The organism is Flavobacterium sp. FlaQc-57 (assembly GCF_044007395.1).
Taxonomy (GTDB): Bacteria; Bacteroidota; Bacteroidia; order Flavobacteriales; family Flavobacteriaceae; genus Flavobacterium.
In genome coordinates, this window is sequence record NZ_JBIPDA010000003.1 from 516,606 (window position 1) to 542,530 (window position 25,925).

At 33.4% G+C, this 25,925-nt stretch carries 17 protein-coding genes; 10 read left to right on the forward strand and 7 right to left on the reverse strand.

The annotated features are described in order from the left end of the window. Window positions 1-2: 2 nt before the first annotated feature. Window positions 3-1,106 (reverse strand): PepSY-associated TM helix domain-containing protein, encoded by a 1,104-nt coding sequence (locus ACHRVZ_RS12990; protein ID WP_395422985.1) that lies wholly within the window; start codon window positions 1,104-1,106, stop codon window positions 3-5. A gap of 361 nt (window positions 1,107-1,467) precedes the next feature. Between ACHRVZ_RS12990 and ACHRVZ_RS12995 the strand changes: the two genes are divergently transcribed. Next, window positions 1,468-3,867: a TonB-dependent receptor gene (locus tag ACHRVZ_RS12995; RefSeq protein WP_395422986.1), complete on the forward strand. Its 2,400-nt coding sequence runs from the start codon at window positions 1,468-1,470 to the stop codon at window positions 3,865-3,867. An 84-nt stretch (window positions 3,868-3,951) separates the two neighbouring features. Here ACHRVZ_RS12995 and ACHRVZ_RS13000 read toward each other — a convergent pair whose 3' ends face one another. The 6 genes from ACHRVZ_RS13000 to ACHRVZ_RS13025 form a co-directional block, all read right to left on the reverse strand. Further along, entirely contained in the window at window positions 3,952-4,515 is a 564-nt protein-coding gene (locus tag ACHRVZ_RS13000) for a hypothetical protein (RefSeq protein ID WP_395422987.1), read from the reverse strand. Between the two features lie 167 nt (window positions 4,516-4,682). Continuing rightward, window positions 4,683-6,404 (reverse strand): phospholipase D-like domain-containing protein, encoded by a 1,722-nt coding sequence (locus ACHRVZ_RS13005; RefSeq protein WP_395422988.1) that lies wholly within the window; start codon window positions 6,402-6,404, stop codon window positions 4,683-4,685. Between the two features lie 207 nt (window positions 6,405-6,611). Beyond that, window positions 6,612-7,328 carry a 6-phosphogluconolactonase gene (pgl, locus tag ACHRVZ_RS13010; protein ID WP_395422989.1) on the reverse strand — a complete coding sequence of 239 codons (717 nt, stop codon included), beginning with the start codon at window positions 7,326-7,328 and terminating at the stop codon, window positions 6,612-6,614. Next, a complete protein-coding gene (zwf, locus tag ACHRVZ_RS13015; RefSeq protein ID WP_395422990.1) occupies window positions 7,309-8,847 on the reverse strand; it encodes a glucose-6-phosphate dehydrogenase in 1,539 nt (512 codons plus the stop codon). Before zwf ends, pgl begins: the two co-directional genes overlap by 20 nt. A 27-nt stretch (window positions 8,848-8,874) precedes the next feature. Then, window positions 8,875-10,284, reverse strand: a complete 1,410-nt coding sequence (gene gndA / locus ACHRVZ_RS13020; protein ID WP_395422991.1) for an NADP-dependent phosphogluconate dehydrogenase — start codon at window positions 10,282-10,284, stop codon at window positions 8,875-8,877. Window positions 10,285-10,752: 468 nt separating this feature from the next. Continuing rightward, window positions 10,753-12,009, reverse strand: coding sequence for an OmpA family protein (locus ACHRVZ_RS13025; protein ID WP_395422993.1), 1,257 nt, complete (start codon window positions 12,007-12,009; stop codon window positions 10,753-10,755). Between the two features lie 773 nt (window positions 12,010-12,782). Here ACHRVZ_RS13025 and ACHRVZ_RS13030 point away from each other — a divergent pair. From ACHRVZ_RS13030 to ACHRVZ_RS13070, 9 genes are all read left to right on the forward strand, one after another. Further along, window positions 12,783-14,534 (forward strand): sensor histidine kinase, encoded by a 1,752-nt coding sequence (locus tag ACHRVZ_RS13030; RefSeq protein ID WP_395422994.1) that lies wholly within the window; start codon window positions 12,783-12,785, stop codon window positions 14,532-14,534. A gap of 89 nt (window positions 14,535-14,623) precedes the next feature. Beyond that, complete coding sequence (locus ACHRVZ_RS13035) at window positions 14,624-15,271, forward strand: response regulator (RefSeq protein WP_395422996.1); 648 nt, start codon at window positions 14,624-14,626, stop codon at window positions 15,269-15,271. A 609-nt stretch (window positions 15,272-15,880) separates the two neighbouring features. After that, the gene (locus ACHRVZ_RS13040) at window positions 15,881-16,279 is read left to right on the forward strand and encodes a hypothetical protein (protein ID WP_395422998.1); all 399 of its coding nucleotides are present in this window, start codon (window positions 15,881-15,883) and stop codon (window positions 16,277-16,279) included. 50 nt (window positions 16,280-16,329) lie between these two features. After that, window positions 16,330-17,844, forward strand: a complete 1,515-nt coding sequence (locus ACHRVZ_RS13045) for a PAS domain-containing protein (protein WP_395422999.1) — start codon at window positions 16,330-16,332, stop codon at window positions 17,842-17,844. Window positions 17,845-17,906: 62 nt separating this feature from the next. Further along, on the forward strand, window positions 17,907-18,287 hold the full coding sequence (locus ACHRVZ_RS13050; protein ID WP_395423001.1) for a YegP family protein: 381 nt from the start codon (window positions 17,907-17,909) through the stop codon (window positions 18,285-18,287). 482 nt (window positions 18,288-18,769) lie between these two features. After that, complete coding sequence (locus tag ACHRVZ_RS13055) at window positions 18,770-23,386, forward strand: hypothetical protein (protein ID WP_395423002.1); 4,617 nt, start codon at window positions 18,770-18,772, stop codon at window positions 23,384-23,386. Window positions 23,387-23,443: 57 nt separating this feature from the next. After that, a complete protein-coding gene (locus tag ACHRVZ_RS13060; protein ID WP_395423003.1) occupies window positions 23,444-24,292 on the forward strand; it encodes a hypothetical protein in 849 nt (282 codons plus the stop codon). Then, window positions 24,292-25,074 (forward strand): hypothetical protein, encoded by a 783-nt coding sequence (locus tag ACHRVZ_RS13065; protein WP_395423005.1) that lies wholly within the window; start codon window positions 24,292-24,294, stop codon window positions 25,072-25,074. The genes ACHRVZ_RS13060 and ACHRVZ_RS13065 overlap by 1 nt, the downstream gene beginning before the upstream one ends. Next, window positions 25,071-25,868, forward strand: a complete 798-nt coding sequence (locus ACHRVZ_RS13070) for a hypothetical protein (RefSeq protein WP_395423006.1) — start codon at window positions 25,071-25,073, stop codon at window positions 25,866-25,868. The genes ACHRVZ_RS13065 and ACHRVZ_RS13070 overlap by 4 nt, the downstream gene beginning before the upstream one ends. Window positions 25,869-25,925 lie beyond the last annotated feature (57 nt).

A 25,925-nucleotide genomic window follows, 5' to 3' on the forward strand; every position in this document is an offset into this window, starting at 1 on the left:
AACTATTTTTTCTTTCTCCCTAACCAAATCAAGAGTCCCGTAATAGGTAAAGTTACAGCAAAAAGACAAACCAAAAAGGCTATTATTTTAGTGGTGTAACCATAAATACTACCAGTATGAATAGGGTACATGAGACGCTTTAATTTGTCACCATTTGAAAAAGATTCATAAGGTCTTACTTCGATATTCTTAGCAGTGTATTTGTCAAAATAAGCAGCACTGGATTGAAACGGAATTGTTTTTTCTAAATTTTCTTTAAGTACCGTAATGCTATTAATAGTATCAACAGGCATCCTAATTTGAATATTTCCTGTATAAGGAAAAATGCTATCTGTTTTTTCGTAAATACTTTGGTAAAAAGCGGTTTTATCTAACTTCGGATTTATTTTTGTTGGGTTTTTGACTTTTGCAGAAAGCTTTGGTTTTGAGCCATCGGCAAGGTAAACAATACCATTTTGGAACCAATCAAAAGCAAAGTTCAATCCGCTTAGAGAGATGATTAGCAGAATTAAAAAACTATAGAATCCAAAAGTAGAATGAAAATCCCAATTGACTCTTTTAAAAGACGCTTTCCATTTGACAGTTAACCTTTGTTTTAAGTTTTTTATTTTTTTCGGCCACCATAACACAATACCCGAGAGGAGCATAAAAACAAAGATTAAACAAGAAGTTCCCATGATAATTTTGCCTGAATCTCCTAATAATAATTGTCTATGTAAAGATAACACTACGACAAAAAAACGGCTTTCCTGAGGTGTATTTGCGAGAACTTTTCCCGTATATGGATCAAACGAAAAAAACTGTGATTTTTTATCTGAATCTTTTGCTATTATCTGTATGGTGCGGGTAGGATCATCGAAGGTATATATTCGATTTATCTTTTTTATCGAATATTGTTTTTCAAGAATATCAGTACAATAATCGATTGTCTTTTTTGTCGATCCAACCGAAGAAACATTGTAATATTCTGGATGGATAGCCTTGTCGATTTCTTTTTCAAAAACTAAAAGACTTCCCGTAAGAGCAGCAATAAAAACAATAAGCCCCGAGCCAAGTCCCAACCATAAGTGCAAAAGGCCAATATTCTTTTTAAACGTTTTCTTCATACAAAGACAGATTTTTATGATCGATTATGCAATTTTAAAATGTAAAGTAAACCGTAGTTTGAATCGGTTGCAAATTTATACTTATTAAGACTAATTCTATTTAAATATTGAAAAAATCTTTTATAAAATGAATATTTTGGTTTGTCTTATTTGATAGACTAGAAATGATTTTTATGAGATCACATTATCATTAGTGACAAGTAAATTGAGGTTTGATTTTGCAATGCGTTAGAAGGGGCGGTTTTGCTTGCCAAAAGAATAACTTCAAATAGTACTTGTTAAACGAATATTAATATTTACTTTTGCACTGTTTTTATCGATTCTAAATAAAAACAAAATAACCAACCAATTCTCAAAATCAATGAAATATCTAAGTTTACGAAGGTCAAAGTTTTTACTTGTAATTAGTTTTTTGTTTTCAATTGCTTCTTCTTTTGCGCAAAATAGCGGAAAAATAAAGGGAGAAATAACGACTTCTGACGGAAAACCAGTTTCAGGAGTAATGATCGTTTTGAAAAATTCAACTTACAAAATCATCACAAATGATAGTGGTGATTTTAAATTTAATAAAGTTGTAGAGAATATCTACATACTTCAGGCATCTTTAAATGGATATGAAACAATAGAACAACAAATTACTGTTGTAAACAACGAAACCGCAATTGTTAATTTGCAATTTAAAACTTCAAACGAATCTCAGATAAAACAATCTCAGAAAGATTCTGATGGAAGTAGTGCTCACCTAGATGAGATAATTGTTTCCGCAAGTCGCAAAGTTGAAACTTTGTCAAAAACGCCATCGTCTGTAACAGTTATCAATTCGAAGGATATTGAAGATTTATCGATTGTAAGTCCAAACATTGCCAATATTCTGGCTTATGCGGTTCCGGGTTTAGGATCTGCAACTAATAATACGGGTAATTATGGACAAACACTTCGCGGAAGAAATCCTTTAGTTCTTATAGATGGGATTCCGCAATCGACTCCATTAAAATCTGCGGGAAGAGAAATGCGTTCCATTGATCCTTCGGTAATTGAACGTATCGAAGTGATCAAAGGTGCAACTGCTATTTATGGAAATGGTGCCGATGGCGGACTTATAAACTACATCACTAAATCGGGTAAAACTCAAAAGAAATTTGCAGGATACAGTGAGGCTGGAACTACCGGTAATGTAAAAGGGGATAGTACAGCGGGATATCGATTTAACCAGCAGTTTTATGGAAAAATCAACAAGTTCAATTATATTGTAGGCGGTACTTATGATAAGACGGGAGTTTTTCGTGATGGAGAAGGAGAGGTTATTTCGCCTGAATATGGTTTGGGTGAAACTAAAACTTATAATGTTTTTACTAAAGTAGGTTACGATTTAACGGATAAGCAAAGAATCGAATTAATGTACAATTACTTTAGTTCAAATCAAGATTCAGATTATATCCTAAAAAATGGTGTTTACGGAAAAACTCCGGCAATTGGAATACTAGGTAACAGGCTTGGGGTTGATGAGGGAACACGTTATAATCATAATGCAAATCTGCAATATGTGAACAAACAGATTTTTGGGAATACATCATTAACAGCAAATTTATATTTTCAGGATTTCTTAACGATATTTTCGAACTCTGCTTTTTTCTATGGTGGAGGACAATCTCAAACAGCATCTACAAAGAAAGGTTTAAGAGTATATTTGAACTCGCCGTTTACAATATCTTCCAACTTTTCTGGAGATGTTATTTATGGTTTCGATTTACTTAATGATAAGACAAATCAGAAATTAGTCGACGGACGTGTTTGGGTTCCCAATATTAATATGGTCAATTTGGCGCCATATGCGCAAGTGTCTACAAGAATTTTTGGCGATTGGAATGTAAAAGCCGGTTTACGTGCCGAAAATATTAAGATAAATATTGACGATTACAATACAATCGCGACCGGAACAAATGGAGGAGGAAGTATTGCCGTAAAAGGTGGTGATCTTACTTATGATGCATTCGTTTTTAATACAGGAATCAGATACTCAAGATTTAAGTTTTTTAATCCGTTTGTAAGTTTCTCTCAGTCATTTTCGATTTTTGACCTTGGCAGAGTTCTTACAGCTGCCAAAGAAGACGCTATATCAAAATTACAAACCAAACCTATTATCGTTAATAATTATGAAGGAGGTTTTAGCAGTCAATTAGGGAAGTTCAATTTAAGTGCTGCTTATTATTTCAGTACTTCAAAACTAGGTACTAATATGATTCAGGTTGATGGATTTTCAGTTGCGGAACGCTTACCCGAACGTGTTTGGGGCTATGAAGTTCAGGCAGATTACCAAATTTTGAAGCAATTGACTGTAGGAGGAAACTATGCTTATGTACAAGGAAGAGGTGATAAAGATTCTGACGGTCATTTCTATGGACCTAATGATATTTATCTAAAATCAAATAGAATTCCACCTGTTAAAATGACTGCTTATGCAAAATTTGGAGATAAAAGATTGAATGTAGAGCTGTATTGGATGTATGTTGGTGATCGTGATCTTTTTCAGCCCAATGCAAAAGGTGCTTATGCAATTGGCGAAGGTCCAATTCATTCTTTTGATTTATGGAATTTGGCTACTGCTTATAAAGTAACGGAACGAATTAGAGTAAAATTAGGAATAGAGAATTTATTCAATACAGATTACTATCCTACAACTTCTCAGTTTTACGGTACGAACGCTAATTATACTAGAGGAAACGGAACTAGATTTAATTTAGCTCTTGGATACAGTTTCTAGGAATACAATGTTTTTTTTTTTTAAGGTTTCTGGTAGTTTTTATCAGGAACCTTTTTTAGTTACTTTTTATGATTTACAAAAGAATCAATTCACTTTAACGTTTCTAAGTTTTACTTTTTTAATAAGATATAAGGAATCTTTAATTAATGATTTTATTTCTAAAGAAGGTGCTTTACGAACTTCATGCATATTTTGTTTTAAGCCTTCAATATTCATTTTAGCAGCCAGCAAATCTGTTTCAAAAGTTTTTAGAAAGTGATTTTCTATATTCGGATTCTTCTTGTAGTAGTAAATTGCATTGTGAAGATCTTCAATTTGACCGGTAAAATCTAAAATGGCTTTTTTAGAGACTGCTCTATTGTAATAAATGGAGAATTGCAGCGGCTCAATTTCAATTGCTTTGTCAAAATCTTCAATAGCATGATAATGATAATCTAATTTTTGAAAACAATTTCCACGTATAACATAGGCATCATTTTCGAATCCAGAGTTGATTGCATTGTCTAGATGTAACAAAGCTTCTTGAAATTGATGGGACAAAAAGAGTCGTTTTCCCTTTTCTAAATTGGCGGAACCCTCTTCATTAGAAATAGAATTTGAAAATCTTTCTTTAAATCTTTTTACTGTTAAATTGTGGAACCAGTTCATATTTGTTTAGATTTTGGTTGGCAAATTAGTTTAGGTCAGGAAAAGATTTATTAAAGAGGGGGATTAAATATAGTTAATTTTTTGAAATTTAACAAGTTACATTTTTGTTTTCTTGAATTAATATGAAATTGAAAGATTAATATCAAAGTATTAATCATGAGCTTATACTACGAGAATAATTCACGGTCTCTTATTTTTCTGGGATCAGTATAAAATCTGTCCCACCAGGTTTTATCAGTTGCAATTTTTGGAGGTTTGGCAAGACATAAAGGTTTTCCGATTTTTTTAGATTCTTTTTGTAGTACTCTAAAATGATAATGATCAAAAATTCTTAATGCCTCAATCATATAGGATACGGCAATTTTTCGATCTTGAATTAATATTAGATTCTCACCATTTTTTGTATCGGCAGTTCCTGAAAAATTATAGGATCCTAAATAAACTCTTGCGGTTGGTTTGTCAAAATCAATTACAATAAATTTATGATGCATTCTTGCTCCAAAGCCTCCTGTTGGTTCTGATTTAAAAGGTTCCGGAAGATTTTTCGACAATTCAGCTGAGTAAACGGGCGCTACATTGCCATCTGGTTTTAGTAGATCCAGCCCCCCAACTTTTTTATCTGAAACGCCGTAAACGAAAATTGTATCATCTTCCGTCAACTTTGTGACTGTTTTTCTTATCGAATCTTGCGTTGAGAATAAAAAGGCGAGTGAATAGAATACACTTGACTTTGCATGACTCATATCTTCAGCAATTTTATCCAGAAGCACATTTTTTGCAGAATGTGGTGAAAATGATACTTTAGCATCAATTCCTGATAGCTGTAAGTCAGACCATTCTGCGGATGGTGTTTGACCGAAATTTTTTGCATCGTCATATTTCCAATATTTATCAAAAGCTTCTAAGAAAGGTTCAATTGCTTTTTCTCCTCGAACTATAACAGCATTATTTGCTTGAACATAAAAACCTCTCCACGAAAAATTAGTAGAGCCACAAATCGCAGCATTTACTTTTGGGCCTTTCACAATAATGGTTTTATTGTGCTGAAGCTGACCCATATGATGCCTTTTTACATTTCCCTTAGTAGATTTTTTGAGTTCTGTTTCTGCTTTAAGTTCGCTAGAATCTTCCTCACCGTGATCACCGCTATTATCAATAATTATTTGCAAACGATCCCCCAATTTTATAAGTTTTTTTACAACTTCGGGATGGTTAAGGTCGTAGGCGACAACTTTTATTTCTGCATCTTTATCTTTATCGGCTTCATCTAGTAACGCCAGAATCTCCTTAACAGCTTCAAATCCCATCCAGGAAAGTGCTTCATCAGTTTTTGGATGCGTCGGTTTGAAATCAAGTCCCAGAGCAGCTTTAGGCGGTAGGAGTGCGGCCATACCGCCATCTTTTTCATATTTATCGACAAATGCCTGAGAAGAAACAAATCCACGTGTAAAGGATACATTTAATTGATCAGGATAAGTTTCGCGATTTAATATGATTTCAGCAATTTGAGCCTCACCATAACTCAATTCGTCGTTGCTGTTCATAAAAACGGGTTTAACTTTATAAGTAAACTTACCTTTTAAATCTGCATTTCTTGGAAAATGAACCCATCTAAACATTTGAAACGGAGCCTGAAGTGACGAGGTACTAACTGTATTTGCTTTGCCGTTTTTATCTAAGAATGAAAGACGATTTTTAAGCGAAAAAAATTTGTCACCGTCGGGTTCTTTATATTCAATCGAAAATCCAACAAAGTCTAGTGGAGGTTTCTCTTTTTTCCAATTCATTGCTAGTAAAAGCATACCTTCTCCACGCGAAACTTTTAGTGTAAATAGTGCGTCTTTATTATTGCCTAAGACTTGAAATTCGGAAGTGTTAGTTTTTGCCATTCTTTGTAGATTTTTTTAAAATTAAATAATTAAGTATTTGTTTGTCAAGTAATTAATGAATTAAAATTAATAAAATATTACGTGCTATACGACAGGTATCACTATTTTTTATAATAAATAATTATTATCATTCCGACAATTCATAGCAAAAAAAAGAGTTTACACTTTTCAGTATAAACTCTTTACTATAATTTAAAGAACAATTTTTTAATTCGTTCCGGCAGCACTTTTATCTACAAGAAATAATAATTCGCCAGAAACAGGTTTAATCAACTGCATTGGGTAAGTTGCAGGATTGAACTTTCCGGTTGTTACTTCTTTTAATGCAGGTGCTTTTTTCTCTCCAAAAGCCACTACAATAATCTTATTGGCCTTGTTTATTAATGGCGCAGTAAGCGTGATACGATACATTTTTTGAGGTTCCAGATAATAGGCAGCAACCCACTTATTTTGTTCGTCTAATACTGCTTGGCCAGGGAAAAGAGAGGCTGTATGTCCGTCATCGCCCATACCTAATAAGATAAGATCAAATTTTCCTTCATCGCCTAAAACTTTTCTAATAGACAGTTCATAGGTAATTGCAAAATCTTCAGGCGTTACACCATCTTTATACATTTCAAAAATATTTTCTGCAGGAATAGGAACGTGGCTTAATAATGTAGCATAAGACATTTTTGCATTGCTAAGATCATCATTAAGAGGAACCCAACGTTCATCACCCCAAAATATAAAAACTTTACTCCAGTCTATTTTAGTTTTGTAATCGTCAGAAGCTAATAATTTGTAAATCCCAGCCGGTGATGAACCTCCTGTAAGTACGGCTGTGAATTTGCCTTTTTCAGCAATCGCTTTTTGCGCTGCTGCTACAAAAAGAGCTGCAGCTGTGGTGTTAATTTCTTCTGTATTATTGTATATCTGTATCATCTAAAACTTCTTCTTTTATATTACTTTGTGTGTTTCGAATCCAGGCATGTCCTTGGCGTGCCAATAATTCGTCAGCTTCTTCCGGACCCCAGCTTCCGGCTTCATAATTAGGAAAATTAGTAGGCGCGGTAGTTTTCCATACTTGCTGAATAGTATCAATAGCATCCCAGGCTTGTTCCACCTGATCCCAACGCATAAATAGGGTAGGATCTCCTGCTAAGGCGTCAGCAATCAATGTTTCGTAAGCTTCTGGCGACATTGTAGAACAGGCAAAATAATCGAATACCATTTCTGCCGGTCGTAATGAAAGTGACAGTCCGGGTTTTTTGGTCATAAACTGCAGTTTGATATCCATTGCGGGTTGAATATTGATAATCAATCTGTTTGGTGTCATACCTTGTTTTCCGTAAGAGAATGCAGAATGCGGAACAGGTTTAAATTGTATAATAATCGAAGACTGTTTTTCTTCCATTCTTTTTCCTGTACGGAGATAAAACGGAATTCCCTGCCATCTCCAGTTGTCCAGATAAATTTTCATTGCTACATAGGTTTCTGTATTAGAATCCGGAGCAATTCCTTTATCCTGACGGTATCCGTGAACCGGATTTCCTTTTATTGAACCTGGACCGTATTGACCTCTGACTACATAATGATCAACTTCATCTGGTTTGATACGACGAATCGATTTCAGCACATCTGCTTTACGGTTTCGAATGTCATCAGCTTCTAATGATGCCGGTGCTTCCATCGCTGTCATACACAAAATTTGAAGCAAATGGTTCTGGATCATATCTTTTAAGGCTCCAACACCTTCATAGAAACCGCCGCGTTCTTCAACACCAACTTCTTCAGCAACTGTAATTTGAACAAAATCAATGAAGTTACGACTCCATAAAGGTTCAAACATTGAGTTTCCAAAACGGAAAGCAAGGATATTTTGAACGGTTTCTTTGCCTAAATAATGATCAATTCTGTAAATCTGTTCTTCTTTGAAAGTCTGCGAGAGCATTTCATTAAGTTCAATCGCAGAAGTTTTATCGTAACCAAAAGGTTTTTCGATAATGATACGATCTTGCTTGGCATTAGCCGCAAGGCCAATTTTCTTTATATTATTAGAAATTGTAGTAATGAAAGAAGGTGTGATCGAAAGGTAAAAAAGACGATTCGCACGTGTTCCAAAGGTCTCATCAATACTATTTATTTTCTCATTTAATCTTTGATAAGATTCTTCTTTATCAATATCAAGACTGTGATAAGTTACGTGAGAAAGAAATTTTTGAGTTTCCGGATCTGAAAGTCCTTTTTTTCTTGAAAAGGTTTCAAGATTTTCTAAGACATAACTGCGGAATTCTTCATCGCTTTTTTCGGCTCTTCCAAGTGCAATAATCTGAAACTTATCTGACATACGGCCATCAAGGTACAGATTTTGAAATGCGGGAAAGAGCTTTCTCTTTGCCAGGTCTCCGGTTCCTCCAAAAATAACGATGATTGTTGGATTTGTATTTTTGAACTTACTCATTTTTGTAGTTGTGTTGCTTAAATTTTCTTATTCAGACCATTGTGTATGGAATACTCCGGTGGCGTCAATACGCTCGTAGGTATGGGCTCCAAAATAATCACGCTGTGCCTGAATTAAATTTGTTGGAAGGTTTTCTGATCTGTAGGCATCAAAATAAGCTAATGAATTCATAAGCCCGGCTACAGGTAACCCTTTTTGAACAGCAAATTGAATAACTGATCTCATTCCTGCCTGATTTTCGGTTAGTTTGGAAGCGATTCCAGAATCTAAAAGTAAGTTTGGCAAATCAGCTTTTGTAACATAAGCTTTTCTGAAATCTTCTAAAATGTTAGCACGAATAATACAGCCTCCGCGCCATATTTTGGCAACAGTTTCTAAATTTAGTCCGTAATTGTATTCTTTAGAAGCAGTATGAAGCTGTGCTAATCCTTGTGCATAAGTCACAACAATAGAAAAGTATAAAGCTGATTTTAATGCTGCAATTGCTTCGGTTGTATGTACATCTGTTTTAGGAGCGTTCCAAACTAATTTTGTTGCTGCTTCAATTCTTTCAGGTTTTGTTTTAGACATATCGCGCATAAAAACTGCTGCGTCGATTGTTGGAACTGGCACTTGTAAATCCATTGCGTTTTGAGAAGTCCATTTTCCCGTTCCTTTAGATTTTGCCCAATCTGAAATTTTATTGATCAGTCTGCTTCCGTCTTCATCTTTTTGTTTCAGAATGCTTCCTGTAATTTCAATCAAATAAGATTTAAGATCATGGGTTTGATTCCATTCTTCAAAAGTTTTCTGAATTGTATCTTCATCGAGATTATAACCTCTTTTCATCAGGTCATAAATTTCAGAAATCAATTGCATAATTCCATATTCGATTCCGTTGTGAACCATTTTTACATAGTTACCGGCAGATCCGTTTCCTAAATATTCAACACAAGGTTCTCCATCTACTTTTGCTGCAATCGCTTCAAAAATTGGACGAAGCCTCTCATAAGCTTTCTGATCTCCACCTGGCATCATTGCCGGGCCAAATCTAGCACCTTTTTCTCCGCCTGAAATTCCCATACCAAAGAAGTGAATTCCTTTAGCCGATAATTCCAAAAACCTTCTGTCTGTATCGGTGAAATAAGTATTACCACCATCAATTATAATATCTCCTTGATCTAAATGAGGAAGTAAACTTGCTATTGCGCTGTCAACCGGTTTTCCGGCAGGAACTAGCAACATAATAGCTCTTGGTTGTTGTATAAGCTCTACAAAATGCTTAACATCTGTTGTCGCTTCAATAGTATGGTCAGAATCTGCTTCTTGTTGAAGAGAGTTGACTTTTTCAGTATCTAAATCTAAACCTGCCGCCGCAAAATTATGACTAGCAATATTCAAAAGTAAGTTACGGCCCATTACACCGAGCCCAACAATTCCAAAATCAAATTTGTTCATAGTTTTCAATTAACTAAAATTATTAGAAAAATGCCTTTTCCAAAAAAAGTAAGAGAAAAAACAGTAATGCTTTTTCGGTCAGTTCTTTGCAGAAAAACAAAGTATGTATAATCTTATATTTTAAGATTTACTGTGCTAAGTTAAAGAAAAATGCTGAAACTGTAGGTGATTTATAGTCCTCTTTAAAGCTTTATTGCAATACTTTTTTAAGTGTAAAATATATATTTAAAGCTGCGTATTAACTACAACGTTTTCATAAATACATTAGAAACAGCAAAAAAACGCTTAAAACATTCTCTTCTGAAAAGATTGCGTTTTAAGCGTTTTATGAATGATAGTAAGTCCTTTTATATAATATATGATATCCTGATACTACATATTTTAAGTAGAATTTTTATGATCTATAAAGCAAAAAGGGAATAGTATTGAAACTATTCCCTTTTTTGTATTTCTAATTGTATGCTTTAATTATTTAACTCTGAAAGTTACTTTACGAACTAATTTTCTAGCAGCGTCTGAATCTTTCTCAACTGAAGCATCTTCACCAGCAGAAACAATATTTAAACGTGATGCATTAATCTTAGCTTTTACTAAAACATTTTTAACACTGTTTGCTCTTGAAGCAGCTAATTTATCGTTGTAATCAGATTTTCCAATTTCATCTGCATGACCAATAATATCAACTGAAGCAGATGGATTGTTTCTTAAGTAATTTAAGATAAAGTCAATACCTTCTGTAGAAACATTTGTTGGAGTAGATTTTCCGAAATCAAAATAAGTACAAACATAACCACCATTGATCAAGTTTTTAATCAATTCATTGTTTCCTAAAATTGGAGATTTGTCAGTATTACTTCCGTAAGTTTTTAGTAAATAACTTTCTAATTCATCAGGAACGTTATTGTTGTTCAAGTCGATAGATTTTCCTTTAGTGTTTACCATTACACCAGAAATAGTGTTTGGCTCTTCGTCTAAATAATCAGCTACACCATCTTTATCAGTATCTAACATAGATGTTTCAATGTCAGCAATTCTTTGTTTCAACTCATCGATTTCGCTTCCGTTATCGATAACCCAGTCAGCATGTTTTGCATTTTTACCTAAGTAAACTGTTAAACCAACTGTACCGTTAAAAAGTACTCCTGAAAAGCCTCTACCGTTGTTAGCAGTTGCTGCGTCAAAAGTATAATCTTGTCTTGCGTTAAGGATAGTTGTAAAATCTCCTGTTAAAACAATTCTGTTTGATAATTTAATTTGTCCGGTAATACCAGCAATAAAATTACCCATTCTGTCTTTTATAGCTGAGTTTTGATCTTCAAACTGCGCTACTCCAAAACCTGCATGACCTAAAATACCGATAGTATTTGTCCATGTTTCAAAATTCATGATTCTTCCTAAGTTAGCAACAGCCTGAATGTCTGCTCTGTAGTATTTAGTGTCGAAATCAATAGAATTATTTTTTCCAGTAAAACTGTTGTAACCAAAGTCAGCTTTTAAACCAAATTTATTGTTGAACATGTATCGAACTCCTAAATCAGCGACATAAGGACTTGGTGTCGAAGTAAAGTAAGATGTTGACATTGGTCTTTGTGGTTTATTAACTCCACCTGCTAGTTCTATAGACCACTTGTTAAAGTCGTTAGTTGGTTTTTTTTCAATTTTGTTTTGAGCACTTAAAGTTGTTATTGCACTTGCAAAAACAATCGAAAGTATTAAATTTTTCATTTTATAATTATTTTAAAATTTCGGGCAAAACTAGAAGAGAATATTTGACGAAAAAAATGAGCAGTAAAAAGTAGAAGGTTTTATACCATTATTTGTTCTTTAAAAATGATCTTTTTTTTATTGTAAGTAATTGTTAGTTAGTTGTTTGTTTCTTATTTGAAAAATGATGAAAAAAAAATAAGCTCGTGAAGTAATTGAATAAAATGGGCATTCAGCAAGGAATTGTATATGGTGACTGTTTCAAAAAGAAGTGTTTGCAAATGCTTTAATGTTTATTTTATCAGTATTATTTGTAAATCTGAAACACAAAAAAGCAGTACATTTACGTAGAACAAGTTCTACATATAATAGTAGAATGTTCTACACTATCTTTGATCTTAGGAGAGTACTTTTGCACTTATTTTAAAAATAAAAGCAAATAAATATTTGTAAAATGAATTAAAATATGTAAATTGTTTATGACATATTTATTCAATTGAAAGATGCCCCCAAATCTCTTTTAAATATTTTTTTGTCGTTATAATAAATGTTAGTTTTATAAGAGCTTTAGTCGGTTATTTTCATAGTAAGCGATTTCGTTTTTTAAAACAAAACTATTTTATGGCCAATAGATTTTAATTCATTGATCTTGACTTAAAATCTAAAAAATTATATTTATTCAAAATGTAGTACATCATTTATTTATGATCGTACTTCTGCCACCTAATTAAAACAGTTATTAGAGTTGTTGATTTTTTTTTAACTCGTTATTTTTTCATTTTAAAATAGAAACTTTGATTAGAAAACATTTTACGAATAATACATTTAGTTTTTTAAAACTAAAATTCCAGCATAGAAAAATTATTCACTATACTTTATTGGCATGTGTTATTTTTTTACAAATAATTGTTGTCATCATATGGTATAATGAATCAGCGAATGCATCTGAAACAACTAAAGCTTTAGATTCAATGAATTCGTTGAATAAAATTTCGCACTTTACAAGTCGAATAAATCATTCGTTTATAGATTCCCAAAAAAAGTTTAATAATTATACAAGTAATAAGGACCAGATTTCATTAGATAAATATACGGTAGCTTTAAATGATATAAGCAGATTGCTTGACAGTTTAAGTTTAATTACTAAAGACAATAAAGCATTTATGGAGATTTTGATGAAAAAAAATCAGTCAGAATCTAATATTCTGTCCTTAAAAGCTGATATTGACTCTATTATTAGTACACAGATTAATCCGGATAAAAGTAATAGTTCGAAAACATTTAAACTCAACCAGTTTGAGTACAAGAAGATTTTAGACAGTATTAAAACAGACTCGTATATTAAGGTAGATAGTGTATCGAAAAAAGGATTGTTTTCGAGATTAGGAGATGCATTTGTTGGGAAAATGGATGTACAAAAGGAGCAGTTAAATATTACTGTAACAATGAAGTACAATAATAAAGTGGTGTCTGGAAGCATTGAAGATCAAATTGCAAATTTGTTTGCGACTACCAATAAGTATTATGAAAATCAGTTTAAAAATTTGAAGAAATCTTTTGCAAGCTTAAATGAACAAGATTTAAAGTTGACAACGCTTAATAATGAACTTCTGGATTTGGAGTCTGTAATAATGCCTAATTATACCAGATCTTTGAATGTTCTTCAGGATAATGTGCAAAAAACGCTGCAAGAAAGAGCTAGTGCAACCAAAGCTGCGAGAAATTATACCATAGCAATTTTAATATTACTAATGTTTATAATTTCTATTATCGTATTTAGTTTTACCAGGTTGTCTTTTGAATATGAAAAAAGATTAACCATCGCTCAAGATCAAATACGACAAAGCTTAAATTTTAAAAATAGAATTATGGGAATGATCAGTCATGAAATTAGATCTCCTTTAAGTATTATTTCAATTTACAGTAAAATGATTAGCTCCTCGATAAAGGATGAAGAAATAAAAGAAACTTTCAAATCTATTCAGTTTACAACAAATTCGCTATTACTATTATCAAGTCAGATTTTAGAATATTCTAAAGATGAAAATCGTTCTCCGGAATTAAAAAATAAAAACTTTCATTTGAAGAATGAAATAAATCAAATTATTACTTCGATGAATTCGTTGGTTGAGACCAAAGGAAATAAAATGGAAGTGAGGTCTAATTTGGTTGAAGATTATGAAGTTTCATCTGATGCGGCAAAAATACATCAGCTATTTTACAACATAATTGGTAATGCAAATAAGTTTACCAAAAACGGTCTTATATTGATCGTGATTGATGGTGAAAAGAAGGAAGATAAAAAGTTGAATTTAAAAGTTGAAATTCAAGATAATGGTATTGGTATTGCAGCAAATGATTTGAAAAACATATTTGAACTGTATTATCAAGGAACTGTTTCTGGAAAAGTTAATGATGTTGGTGTTGGTTTAGGATTGAATCTATGTAAAGAAATAGTTGAATTATTTGAAGGGGAAATTAATGTTCAGAGTGAAGAAGGTAAAGGCACTAAGATTATGTTTAATTTGATATTAAACTTAGTGTAAAACATAAAAGAGAAAAATACTTTATGTTTTATTGTTCTAATAATAATTAGAGACGAGTGTTGCAATAATTTTAATTTATGTAGATGCAAATGAAATCATCATCAAATAACTATAGTTTTTTAATAGCCGATGACCATAGCGTGGTAAGGCAAGGAGTTTCTTTAATTATTAAAGAATTATTTTTGAATGCCACAATTTATAAAGCAGGGAACTTTAAAGATACTTTTGGTATTCTGAAAGAAGTAAAGATTGATATGTTAATTCTGGATGTGAATTTTCCCGATGGAAATAGCATCAATATTATTTCCGAAATAAAAGCAATTCGGCCAGATATTAAAATATTAATATTTTCGGCATATGACGAGAATATCTATGCTATGCGCTATTTGAATGCAGGAGCATCTGGATATTTGAACAAAGAAACTTCAGAGGATGAAATGAAGAATGCGATCAATACAATGATTTCAACCGGAAAATACATTACTCAAAATATTAAGGACCGAATTTTAGATTCATATATTTCAAAAAAACCAACTAATCCGTTAGATTTATTATCGAATAGAGAGATTGAAGTAGCGCAATTATTGATTAAAGGTTATGGTAACTTAGAAATACTGGAATTATTAAACATTAAAAAAACTACGGTTAGTACTTATAAAAACAGAATCTTCGAAAAGCTGGAAATAGATAATTTGGCAGATTTAATTAAGTTTTTTCAATTGTATTTTGATGAGTAACAGATGTTTAATTTTGTGTTAGGTCTAATTCAGGATTACAACACTTTTATCGATTTTTTATATGAAACCAGAGATTTGTAATTCTCTGGTTTTTTTTTGGATAAACAATGCAAAAAAAAGCCTTCATTTCCTGTAGAAATAATTCTACATCGAGTTGTTCATTATTCTATAATGTATTGATTTTATTGGGAGTATTTTTGTAATGTCAGGAAAAGAAAGTGTATTTCTAATCTAAATAGGATTAAAAATAAAAGCTTTTTCAGAACCATTATTTTTTGTTTTAGAATGTTTTTTTGTTGCTGTGGGCGGCTACTGTTTGTGTTTTTGGATTTAGTACGAAGAGGGTCAAAGTTTTTTGGGGTAAGCCGTCTCAACAGTAAAATATTGCTTTTGTAATTTGAGAAATAGGATAAATACATAATGTGATAAAGGAGAGAGAATGTTTGTGGAATTGGGGGTTCAATTGTGCTAAATTTATGTAAGATGCTTTATGAAATCTCTCCTTTTATATTATAACTAAATGTTTGTTTCTAATTATGATAAGAGTCCGTTACTCTTATTCAGATTAAAATTCATTAAAAGAGTTCGTTTGTACAATGTAATTGGGAGATGATGAAAAAAAGAGCACTTATATATGGAAATCAAAAATGCTTTTCGAAATTCTTAAAATGCAAATTTCAAGATGTATTAGAGTTTGATGTTCGCAGAAATTTTAATTTTCTTAACGAAGAGTTACAAGTTTACTCAGTAGTAGTATTTGTAATTTATGAAGAAGAAGATTTGATTGATTTTTTTAAAGTATATGGTAGAGATATTCCTTTAGTTGTCTGTGCTTTTAATAAAAGAATTATAGAAATTTTAATTGGTTTAGAAAGCATCGTTTTATTAGACACTACAAAAATTAGATCGGAAATATTAAATCAATTGAACTTTTATTTAGAAGAAACAATACTCAATATTCCACTGCTGCATTCTATTGATTATGAAGAAGTAGTATTCAGGTGTTGATCAGTTGTAATCGATCGTAGAGATTAATGAATGTTATTAAAATTAAGAAGATGGAATTCGATTTTTATAAAACTAAAAAGAACAAAAGTGCTAGCAGTTTGAAATCTAAATTATTTGATGAAATTCAGGATGCTTTTTTCGTTTTAACGATTTCAGCAGATAATGATTATAATATGCCATTTATAAATGATTCAGCATATAAAATGTTTGAAATTTTAGTAGATGATATATTTACCAATACGATACTTTCAGTATACGATCGCATTCATGAGGATGATAAAAACACAGTAAAGCAGTCTTTGATCGATTCTATAAAAAAGGGAAAGAAATGGGATGTGGCTTTTAGGGCTCAAATGCCGATGAAAGGATTGCGTTGGTTCAGGATTTCGTCAAAAAGAGAATTAGATAGAGATAAGAATGTCGCTTTTTATGGACGAATTGTTGATATAACAGATTTGAAGAATCAGGAATTGAAGTTAAAAATTGCTGAAGAGCGTTTTAAATTTGCCCTCGAAACTTCTACATCTGGTGTTTGGGATTGGGATATGAAAGCCAATAGTGTTTTTTACTCTCCACAGTCTTTAGATATATTAGGACTTGAAGCTACCAGTACTTTCGATTGCCCGGAATCATGGAATGAAATTGTACATCCGGATGATTTGGAAAAATATTATGTAGCGCTGTATGATCATTTTGAAGGTAAAACACCTTTTTATGAAAATTTTCATCGCGTCTTAACTTCCAATAAAAAATACAAATGGATACTGAACAGAGGTAAAGTTATTGAACGAGACACGAGTGGAAAACCATTAAAAGTTATAGGAACTCATACTGATGTTTCGGCTCAGAAAGAAAAGGAGCTGGAATTAATGAAAAAGATGGAGTCTTACAGTGAAAAAAATGACAGACTGTTGAATTTTTCGCATATAGTATCGCATAATCTAAACTCGCACGCAGGAAATTTCAAACTACTTCTGGATATGATTGATTTAGAAGAAAACTTTGCTCAAAAACGCGAAACGATGAAATATCTCCGTACTGTTTCTAATGATTTAAACAAGACGATTGAAGATTTATCGCAGATAGTTAATATTGAGAACAACGCCGATATTGTTGTTGAACCATTGAATTTAAATGCTTATTTGAGTCGGGTACTTAATATCGTTAGTGCTTATAATCACCGAAATAATGCAACGATTATAAACAATATTCCTGACGATGCGACTATTAATTTTAATCCGGCCTATCTTGAAAGTGTTTTACAAAACTTGTGCACAAATGCTATGAAATATGCCAACCCGAATGAGTTTTTAAAAATTGAATTCAATTTTTTTCTGGAAAACGGCAAAAAAGTGTTGACGATAAAAGACAATGGTTTAGGGATTGATCTTAAAAAATATGGGCATTTATTATTCGGAATGTATAAAACATTTCATAAGCACGAAAAGGCAAATGGAATTGGATTGTATATAACAAAAAATCAGATTGAATCTATGAACGGCTCTGTAGCTGTAGAGAGTCAGGTAGGAAAAGGAACTACGTTTAAAATCATTTTTAATGATTAAAACTATAATCATTTAGTATCTAAAATTAATATCAACTTTAAAAAAAAAGAAATAATCTTAAAATGGAAAAATTTGTAATTAATAAAAAAACAAATGGAGAATTTCAGTTTGATTTTATAGACAAAAAAAACAAAATTATTCTAAGCAGTGGCGGATATACAAGGAAATTGATGTGTATAAAAGGAATAGAATCTGTGAGACGAAATTCACAGGATAATGTGAAATTTTTTAGAAAGACAACTTTAACTAATGAAACCTATTTTAATTTAAAAGCCTTTAACGGAAAAATTATTGGCGTAAGTAAAATATTTAAAGATAGATTTTCGCGTGACAAAGGAATAGAATGTTTAAAAGATAAAGCTCCTAATGCCATTATTGAAGATAGATCAAAACAATCATATAAAATATTAGCCACTATTTCATCGTACGATATGGCACTTTAGAAATTATCTATTATAAACGGCTTTAATTTTTAGTGATTAAGCTGATATATAATTTGCATATTCGTTCTGGCAGTCTTTTTTCTTTGCGCTTCTGGAATACTCTCAAAAAAATAACAGATTTACACATTCGTTTTCAATTTTTAAGCGGTGTAAATCTGTTTACTTTTTAATTAAAATAACCATTAATGGTATTTCATCATCTAACGATGAATTTTGATTAATCAAAATAGATTTTGTTTTGTCATATTTTGTAGAAATAGTTCTACAAACTTTAGTTTTTTATACTACATATTTTTGATTTTTAGTAAGTTACATTTGCGCACTGATTAATTGTAACAATTGAAAACGCTTTTTTTAAGATCCCAAATCTAAAAATAAACTTAGCTAATTGTGTTTTAGAAAAATGAGAATTTATCATTTTCTAAGTCTTAATGTATTAGAATTAATTCATGTTAAAATTAATTGTTTTTAAAATGTTTTTTATGAAAAATTATTACTTATTACCACTTTTAATAGGATTTGTTTTTTTGGGTCATGCACAAGTAGGTGTTGGAACTCAATTGCCTAATGCATCAAGTCAGCTTGATGTTGTAGCTTCAAACAAAGGTATACTTATACCAAGGGTTGCATTAACGAGTACAAAAGATAAAGTAACTATTACTGATGGGAATGTAAATAGTCTTTTAGTTTTCAATACGCAAACAATTAATGATATACTACCGGGTTATTATTACTGGTACATCGATAAATGGTATCGTATGGGTGAAGCTGGTAATGAAACAATTACCACTTTAGTAGATAATAATAATGGTACTATTACCTATACAAATGAAAAAGGCATACCGGTAACAATCAATTTGATTTCGGGCCCGAAAGGAAATGCTGGTGCTGATGGAAAATCAATTACTGGCGGAACCGGAGCACCAGGAGCAACCACTCCAGGAAAAGATGGTGATACTTATGTAGATAATAGTACAGGAGATGTTTATGTTAAACAAGGCGATACTTGGGTAACCACAGGAAACATTAAAGGACCAAAGGGTGATAATGGAAAAGATGGTAGTGATGGAAAATCAATTACTGGCGGAACCGGAGCACCGGGAGCAACCACTCCAGGAAAAGATGGTGATACTTATGTAGATAATAGCACAGGAGATGTTTACGTTAAACAAGGTGATACTTGGGTAACCACAGGAAACATTAAAGGACAAAAAGGTGATGATGGAAAAGATGGAGTTGATGGAAAATCAATTACCGGAGGAACCGGAGCACCAGGAGCAACCACTCCAGGAAAAGATGGTGATACTTATGTAGATAATAGTACAGGAGATGTTTATGTTAAACAAGGCGATACTTGGGTAACTACAGGTAACATTAAAGGACCAAAAGGTGATGATGGAAAAAATGGTGTTGACGGAAAATCAATTACTGGCGGAACCGGAGCACCGGGAGCTACAACTCCAGGAAAAGATGGTGATACTTATGTAGATAATAGTACAGGAGATGTTTATGTTAAACAAGGCGATACTTGGGTAACGACTGGAAACATTAAAGGCCCAAAAGGTGATGATGGAAAAGATGGCGTAGACGGAAAATCAATTACCGGAGGAACCGGAGCACCGGGAGCTACAACACCAGGAAAAGATGGTGATACTTATGTAGATAATAGTACCGGAGATGTTTATGTTAAGCAAGGTGATACTTGGGTAACTACAGGTAACATTAAAGGTCCAAAAGGTGATGATGGAAAAGATGGGGTTGACGGAAAATCAATTACTGGCGGAACCGGAGCACCGGGAGCTACAGCTCCAGGAAAAGATGGAGATACTTATGTAGATAATAGCACAGGAGATGTTTATGTTAAACAAGGCGATACTTGGGTAACAACTGGAAATATCAAAGGTCCAAAAGGTGATGATGGAAAAGATGGGGTTGACGGAAAATCAATTACCGGAGGAACCGGAGCACCAGGAGCAACCACTCCAGGAAAAGATGGTGATACTTATGTAGATAATAGCACAGGAGATGTTTATGTTAAACAAGGTGATATTTGGGTAACAACAGGAAATATCAAAGGTCCAAAAGGTGATGATGGAAAAGATGGGGTTGACGGAAAATCAATTACTGGCGGAACCGGAGCACCGGGAGCTACAACTCCAGGAAAAGATGGAGATACTTATGTAGATAATAGCACAGGAAATGTTTATGTTAAACAAGGCGATACTTGGGTAACTACAGGTAACATCAAAGGCCCAAAAGGTGATGATGGAAAAGATGGAGTTGATGGAAAATCGGTAACAGTAAAAGATAATGGAGATGGAAGTTCTACAATAACTGATGGTACGGGAAATTCAATTACTGTTAAAAATGGAACAAACGGAACAAATGGTACTGATGGAAAATCGGTAACAGTAAAAGACAATGGAGACGGAAGTTCAACGATTACTGATGGTACAGGAAATTCAGTTACCGTTAAAAATGGAACTAATGGAACTAACGGAACTAACGGAACAAATGGTACTGATGGAAAATCAGTAACAGTAAAAGACAATGGAGACGGAAGTTCTACAATTACAGATGGTACAGGGAATTCAGTTACCGTTAAAAATGGAACTAACGGTACCAATGGAACAAACGGAACAAATGGTACAGATGGAAAATCAGTAACAGTAAAAGATAATGGAGACGGAAGTTCAACGATTACTGATGGTACAGGAAATTCAGTTACCGTTAAAAATGGAACTAACGGAACTAACGGAACAAATGGTACTGATGGAAAATCAGTAACAGTAAAAGACAATGGAGACGGAAGTTCGACAATTACTGATGGTACAGGAAATTCAGTTACTGTTAAAAATGGAACAAACGGTACTAATGGGACAAACGGAACAAATGGTACAGATGGAAAATCAGTAACAGTAAAAGACAATGGAGACGGTAGTTCAACGATTACTGATGGTACAGGAAATTCAGTTACCGTTAAAAATGGAACTAACGGTACTAATGGGACAAACGGAACAAATGGTACTGATGGAAAATCGGTAACAGTAAAAGATAATGGAGACGGAAGTTCGACAATTACAGATGGATCAGGAAATTCAATTACTGTTAAAAATGGGACAAACGGAACAAATGGTACCGATGGAAAATCGGTAACAGTAAAAGACAACGGAGACGGAAGTTCGACAATTACAGATGGTACAGGAAATTCAATTACTGTTAAAAATGGAGCTACAGGTCCACAAGGTCCAATAGGAGTAGCGGGTCCAACTGGAGCAGCAGGAGCAAAAGGAGATACTGGCGCTGTAGGTCCACAAGGTCCAATAGGAGTAACAGGAACAACTGGAGCAGTAGGAGCAAAAGGTGATCCCGGAGCTGTGGGACCACAAGGTCCGATAGGATTAACTGGAAATACAGGACCTCAAGGTCCAATTGGAGTGACGGGTTCAACTGGAGCAGTAGGAGCAAAAGGTGATCCTGGAGTTGCGGGCCCACAAGGACCAAAAGGTGATCCCGGAGCTGTGGGACCACAAGGTCCAACAGGATTAACTGGAAATACAGGGCCACAAGGTCCAATTGGAGTGACGGGTTCAACTGGAGCAAAAGGTGATCCTGGAGTTGCGGGACCACAAGGACCAATAGGAGTAACAGGCTCAACTGGTGCAGTAGGAGCAAAAGGTGATACCGGAGCTACAGGTCCTCAAGGCCCAGCAGGAAATCCTGCTACAAATATAAATACAACATTGAGTTATAATGCGACATCAGGTGACTTGACTTATATTAATGAGTTAGCAAATAATCCAGTAATTAATTTGTCTAAATTAGCTATAGAACCTTGGTATGTGCAAAATACATCAACTAAAGCAACTTTAAATACAGATCCTATTTATCAAAATGCCAAGGTAGGCGTGGGGGGGTTCAGCGGAGCTATTTCAACTAAACAATTTGAAGTAAAAGGGGATTTTAAGTCTGAAATTACGATAGGAGGAAATCTTGTCGGAATGGAGGTTAATAGCCCATTATTACCTCAAGGTGCTGGAAGCTATTGGATTAATCCAAGTACACGTCAGTCACATTCATTGAGTACTTCTAGTGGGGCTGTAAGTGCTACAGCTACGAGTGATTATTCAGCTGCGGTTCCGTCAAAAGTTTCGACTTTTATAGTTGATTTAAACGCTGTAAATGCTTATTCAAAACAAGGTGGTGAGGCTAAACAAGCTACTTTAGAGTTGAATGGAAACGACGGAAGATTTGCTATATATGCTAATCAATATGTTTCAAATTGGGGATCAATGGTAAAGTCAGATGCTGAAAATGGATTGTTACTTTATCATGCAGGATCTAGTGCTTCGACTAGTATTGTTGATAATAATGATAGAACTCAGATTACTATTAAAAAAGCTGATGGTGTCACTTTTGAACATCATAATAGCTCAGGTGCATTAACATCTCTTTATAAATTTCCATTAACAACTGGAACAACAGGGCAGGTAATGACTCAAAGTGGTAGTTCTGATGGGAGAATAATTTGGACCAGTCCGTCAAGTTTTGTACAGGAACCTTGGAATGTAATTGGATCTTCTCCTGCAGCGCCGGCAACCGCTAATACACAAAATATTTATCAAATGGGTATTGTAGCTATTGGTGCATTGACCGCTCCTACATTTGTAGTGGCTGGGACAACTATACAACCTAAATTTCACGTAGCTGGAGATATTTCTACTACAGGAAAAATTTGGACTACTAATAGTGTTTATGCAGATTACGTATTCGAAAAGTACTTTATAGGTCAATCAGAGATTAATCCTGATTATGAATTTAAGTCATTAAATTATGTAAAAGAATTCGTGAAAGCAAATCATCATTTACCTGGAGTAGCTTCAATAGATGAATTAAGAAAAGCAGAGAACGGTTACACATTCGATATGACAAAACTGACAATACAAAGCTTGGAGAAAATCGAAGAACTATACTTGCACACTATTGAGCAAAAAGAGAAAATCGATCAACAGCAAATGGAAATCGATACTCTTAAAAAAGCATCGAAAGAAACAAATGATCGTTTAGAGATGCTGGAAAAGTTATTGCTTAAGAAATAAAATAATTGAATTCTGGGAGAATTTTCTCCTGGAATTCTCCTTTACAAAATGATTATCATGAAAAAAGTAATTACCATTTCTTTCGTATTTCTTCTAACAGCATTTAAATCGAATGCTCAAACAGGTGTAAATACAAGAACTCCGGATGCTTCTGCAAACATGGAAATATCTTCACTTAATAAAGGTTTATTAATTCCTCGCTTAAGCATTGCAGATATAACAGTAAGAACTCCAGTAGCAGTCGCTCCAAAAGATGGTTTGTTAATTTATAATACAAATACAGCAACAAAAAAAACGTTGTTTCACTGGGATGCTTCAGCAAATTCAGGTGCAGGAAGTTGGAATGCACATTTGTTTTTTAAGGAAACACCAAAAACAGCAGTAATTGGTATGACAGGTTCAAATTTTGCCGCGCTTAATAATTTGGATGCAGGTAATAGCACCTATCTCAACAATTCAAATGGTAATGCTTTGGTTATTCAAAGTTCAGGTTATATGCCCAATCTTGATGTTGGAAATTCATCAGGGCTTCTTACAGTGAATTTAGGGTCAGGGGTTTATATGTTTGAAATCTCTTTTTTAATAACGGCTCCTGTACCAGATTCAGGAAGAGGAGCGGTTTTGACCGGAACTACATATTATAACATGGGATACTATACAGATATCGTGGCTCGCACACTGCCTGGAACATTAATAAATTATGCTAGAGTCGAAAGAGGAGTATTGTCGCAGGCAAATCAAAATCATCGTGTTACCTTCATTACCACCTTTACATTACCAGATGATGTAAATAATCCAGTTTCCAGATTAACAGTTGCATTAGGAAGGAGATTAGGATCATCACATGAAGATTTGGTATACATTATTCCTAGTGGTTCTTATTATAAATTAACAAAATTGAAATAATGAAAGCAACTATAAAACTAATAATATTATTAATCATAATCGGGATTCCCGTTTTGAGTTTTGGACAAGGAGGAGCAATTGTAAATGCTCAGACGGGTCATGCTTCAGCAGTTTTAGATTTATCAAACAATACAGCTAAAAAAGCTTTTTTACCACCTAGAGTTGCTTTGACTACTTTGGCTGATAAAGTAAACCCGATCGCAGCTCCGGCAGCAGGCTTAATTGTATATAATATTGGAGCAACACAATTGCCGGGTTATTACATATTTGATAACGGTGTTTGGAGTTTAATGGCAACCAGAGAAAATTCTGTAGTAAATGCAATTTTTACAAAAACTACTTCTGAAACAAAAACAATATCTACAACCTATTCTAATGTTACTGGATTTACAAATTTGTTTAACAACTCGGGAGTAGGTATTTCAGATGATGGAAATAGTACAATAACATTACAACCTGGTAAATACGTTGTAAATGTAAGTTTTAATATTTCTACAGGTGAAACGGCAACAAATGGAATTGGTGGAAGTACAAGAACACAAGCTCACTTTTATTCTGGTAGATTATGGGATGGAAGTAAGGCACTAGGGCCAGAAATTCAATTAAATGAAATTTCAAATACATCCGGAAACAAAAAGCATGCACCAACATTTGTTTTTTCTTTTGAATTGACTACTGCTGATTCTTTCCAATTTCAATTGGCAAGAAGAACAGGAGGAACGTACACAGGAACGATAAATATAGATAATGCATTTATAAATATTGAAAAATCATTACCATGATCAGAGCAGTTATATTTTTAGTATTCAGTCTATTTAGTTTTAATGTATTTGCTCAAACGGGAATTAATACAAGAACACCAGATGCTTCAGCAGCTTTAGATGTTACGGCTACTGATCGTGGTATACTAACTCCTCAATATACATTAACGAGTTTAACAGATAATGTAATTGCTGTTAACGGTCCGCAGAAAGGCTCTTTGATTTTTAATCTTGGCGGAACTTTTGCCCGAGGATATTATTATTGGGATGGAGAAAAGTGGAATAGAATGATCGTAAACAGTGAGATGGATAAAATCCTGAACCTTAAAATTTCAGGAACTTATGATACAAATGATGATCAATCAAAGCAATTAATTCCAAGTGGGACCTTAGATAATTATATCAATTTTAGTACAGCTCAAACTACCTACATCAATACAATGGGTGTTGCTAATCCAAATGGGCAGAGTATTGCTCTACCAGCAGGAACATATAAAGTTGATATTTCTATGGATTGCATTTCGCCTACGGCCCCTGCTTCAGGTTATCTTATAAGTGATAAACATTTGTATGTTATTGATGCAGCGATTGTAAACTCAGCAAATGTATTATTGACTGATGTGAAAACGGTGTCAAGTATTTCAAATGATGGAGGAACAAGTGTTCAGGGGTATAGCTTTTCATTTGTTTTCAAATTAACTGCTTCTAATACAGTGAAAGTATTACTTAGACACGGGACCGGAGCAACAACGAATGTTGCGACAAGAACAAATCAATCCGGCTTGGTTGTTAATTTTTATAAGATGTTTGAATAGCTTAAAAAATTACTTGCAATTTAAATACCATGTAATTTATAAGTTTTACCCAATAAT

Coding starts and splice junctions, on each gene's coding strand:
- ACHRVZ_RS12995 (WP_395422986.1), top strand. CDS start 1,468: ATGAAATATCTAAGTTTACGAAGGTCAAAGTTTTTACTTGTAATTAGT.
- zwf (WP_395422990.1), bottom strand. CDS start 8,847: ATGAGTAAGTTCAAAAATACAAATCCAACAATCATCGTTATTTTTGGA.
- ACHRVZ_RS13070 (WP_395423006.1), top strand. CDS start 25,071: ATGATCAGAGCAGTTATATTTTTAGTATTCAGTCTATTTAGTTTTAAT.
- ACHRVZ_RS13000 (WP_395422987.1), bottom strand. CDS start 4,515: ATGAACTGGTTCCACAATTTAACAGTAAAAAGATTTAAAGAAAGATTT.
- ACHRVZ_RS13035 (WP_395422996.1), top strand. CDS start 14,624: ATGAAATCATCATCAAATAACTATAGTTTTTTAATAGCCGATGACCAT.
- ACHRVZ_RS13025 (WP_395422993.1), bottom strand. CDS start 12,009: ATGAAAAATTTAATACTTTCGATTGTTTTTGCAAGTGCAATAACAACT.
- pgl (WP_395422989.1), bottom strand. CDS start 7,328: ATGATACAGATATACAATAATACAGAAGAAATTAACACCACAGCTGCA.
- ACHRVZ_RS13050 (WP_395423001.1), top strand. CDS start 17,907: ATGGAAAAATTTGTAATTAATAAAAAAACAAATGGAGAATTTCAGTTT.
- ACHRVZ_RS13045 (WP_395422999.1), top strand. CDS start 16,330: ATGGAATTCGATTTTTATAAAACTAAAAAGAACAAAAGTGCTAGCAGT.
- ACHRVZ_RS13055 (WP_395423002.1), top strand. CDS start 18,770: ATGAAAAATTATTACTTATTACCACTTTTAATAGGATTTGTTTTTTTG.
- ACHRVZ_RS12990 (WP_395422985.1), bottom strand. CDS start 1,106: ATGAAGAAAACGTTTAAAAAGAATATTGGCCTTTTGCACTTATGGTTG.
- ACHRVZ_RS13060 (WP_395423003.1), top strand. CDS start 23,444: ATGAAAAAAGTAATTACCATTTCTTTCGTATTTCTTCTAACAGCATTT.
- gndA (WP_395422991.1), bottom strand. CDS start 10,284: ATGAACAAATTTGATTTTGGAATTGTTGGGCTCGGTGTAATGGGCCGT.
- ACHRVZ_RS13040 (WP_395422998.1), top strand. CDS start 15,881: ATGATGAAAAAAAGAGCACTTATATATGGAAATCAAAAATGCTTTTCG.
- ACHRVZ_RS13065 (WP_395423005.1), top strand. CDS start 24,292: ATGAAAGCAACTATAAAACTAATAATATTATTAATCATAATCGGGATT.
- ACHRVZ_RS13005 (WP_395422988.1), bottom strand. CDS start 6,404: ATGGCAAAAACTAACACTTCCGAATTTCAAGTCTTAGGCAATAATAAA.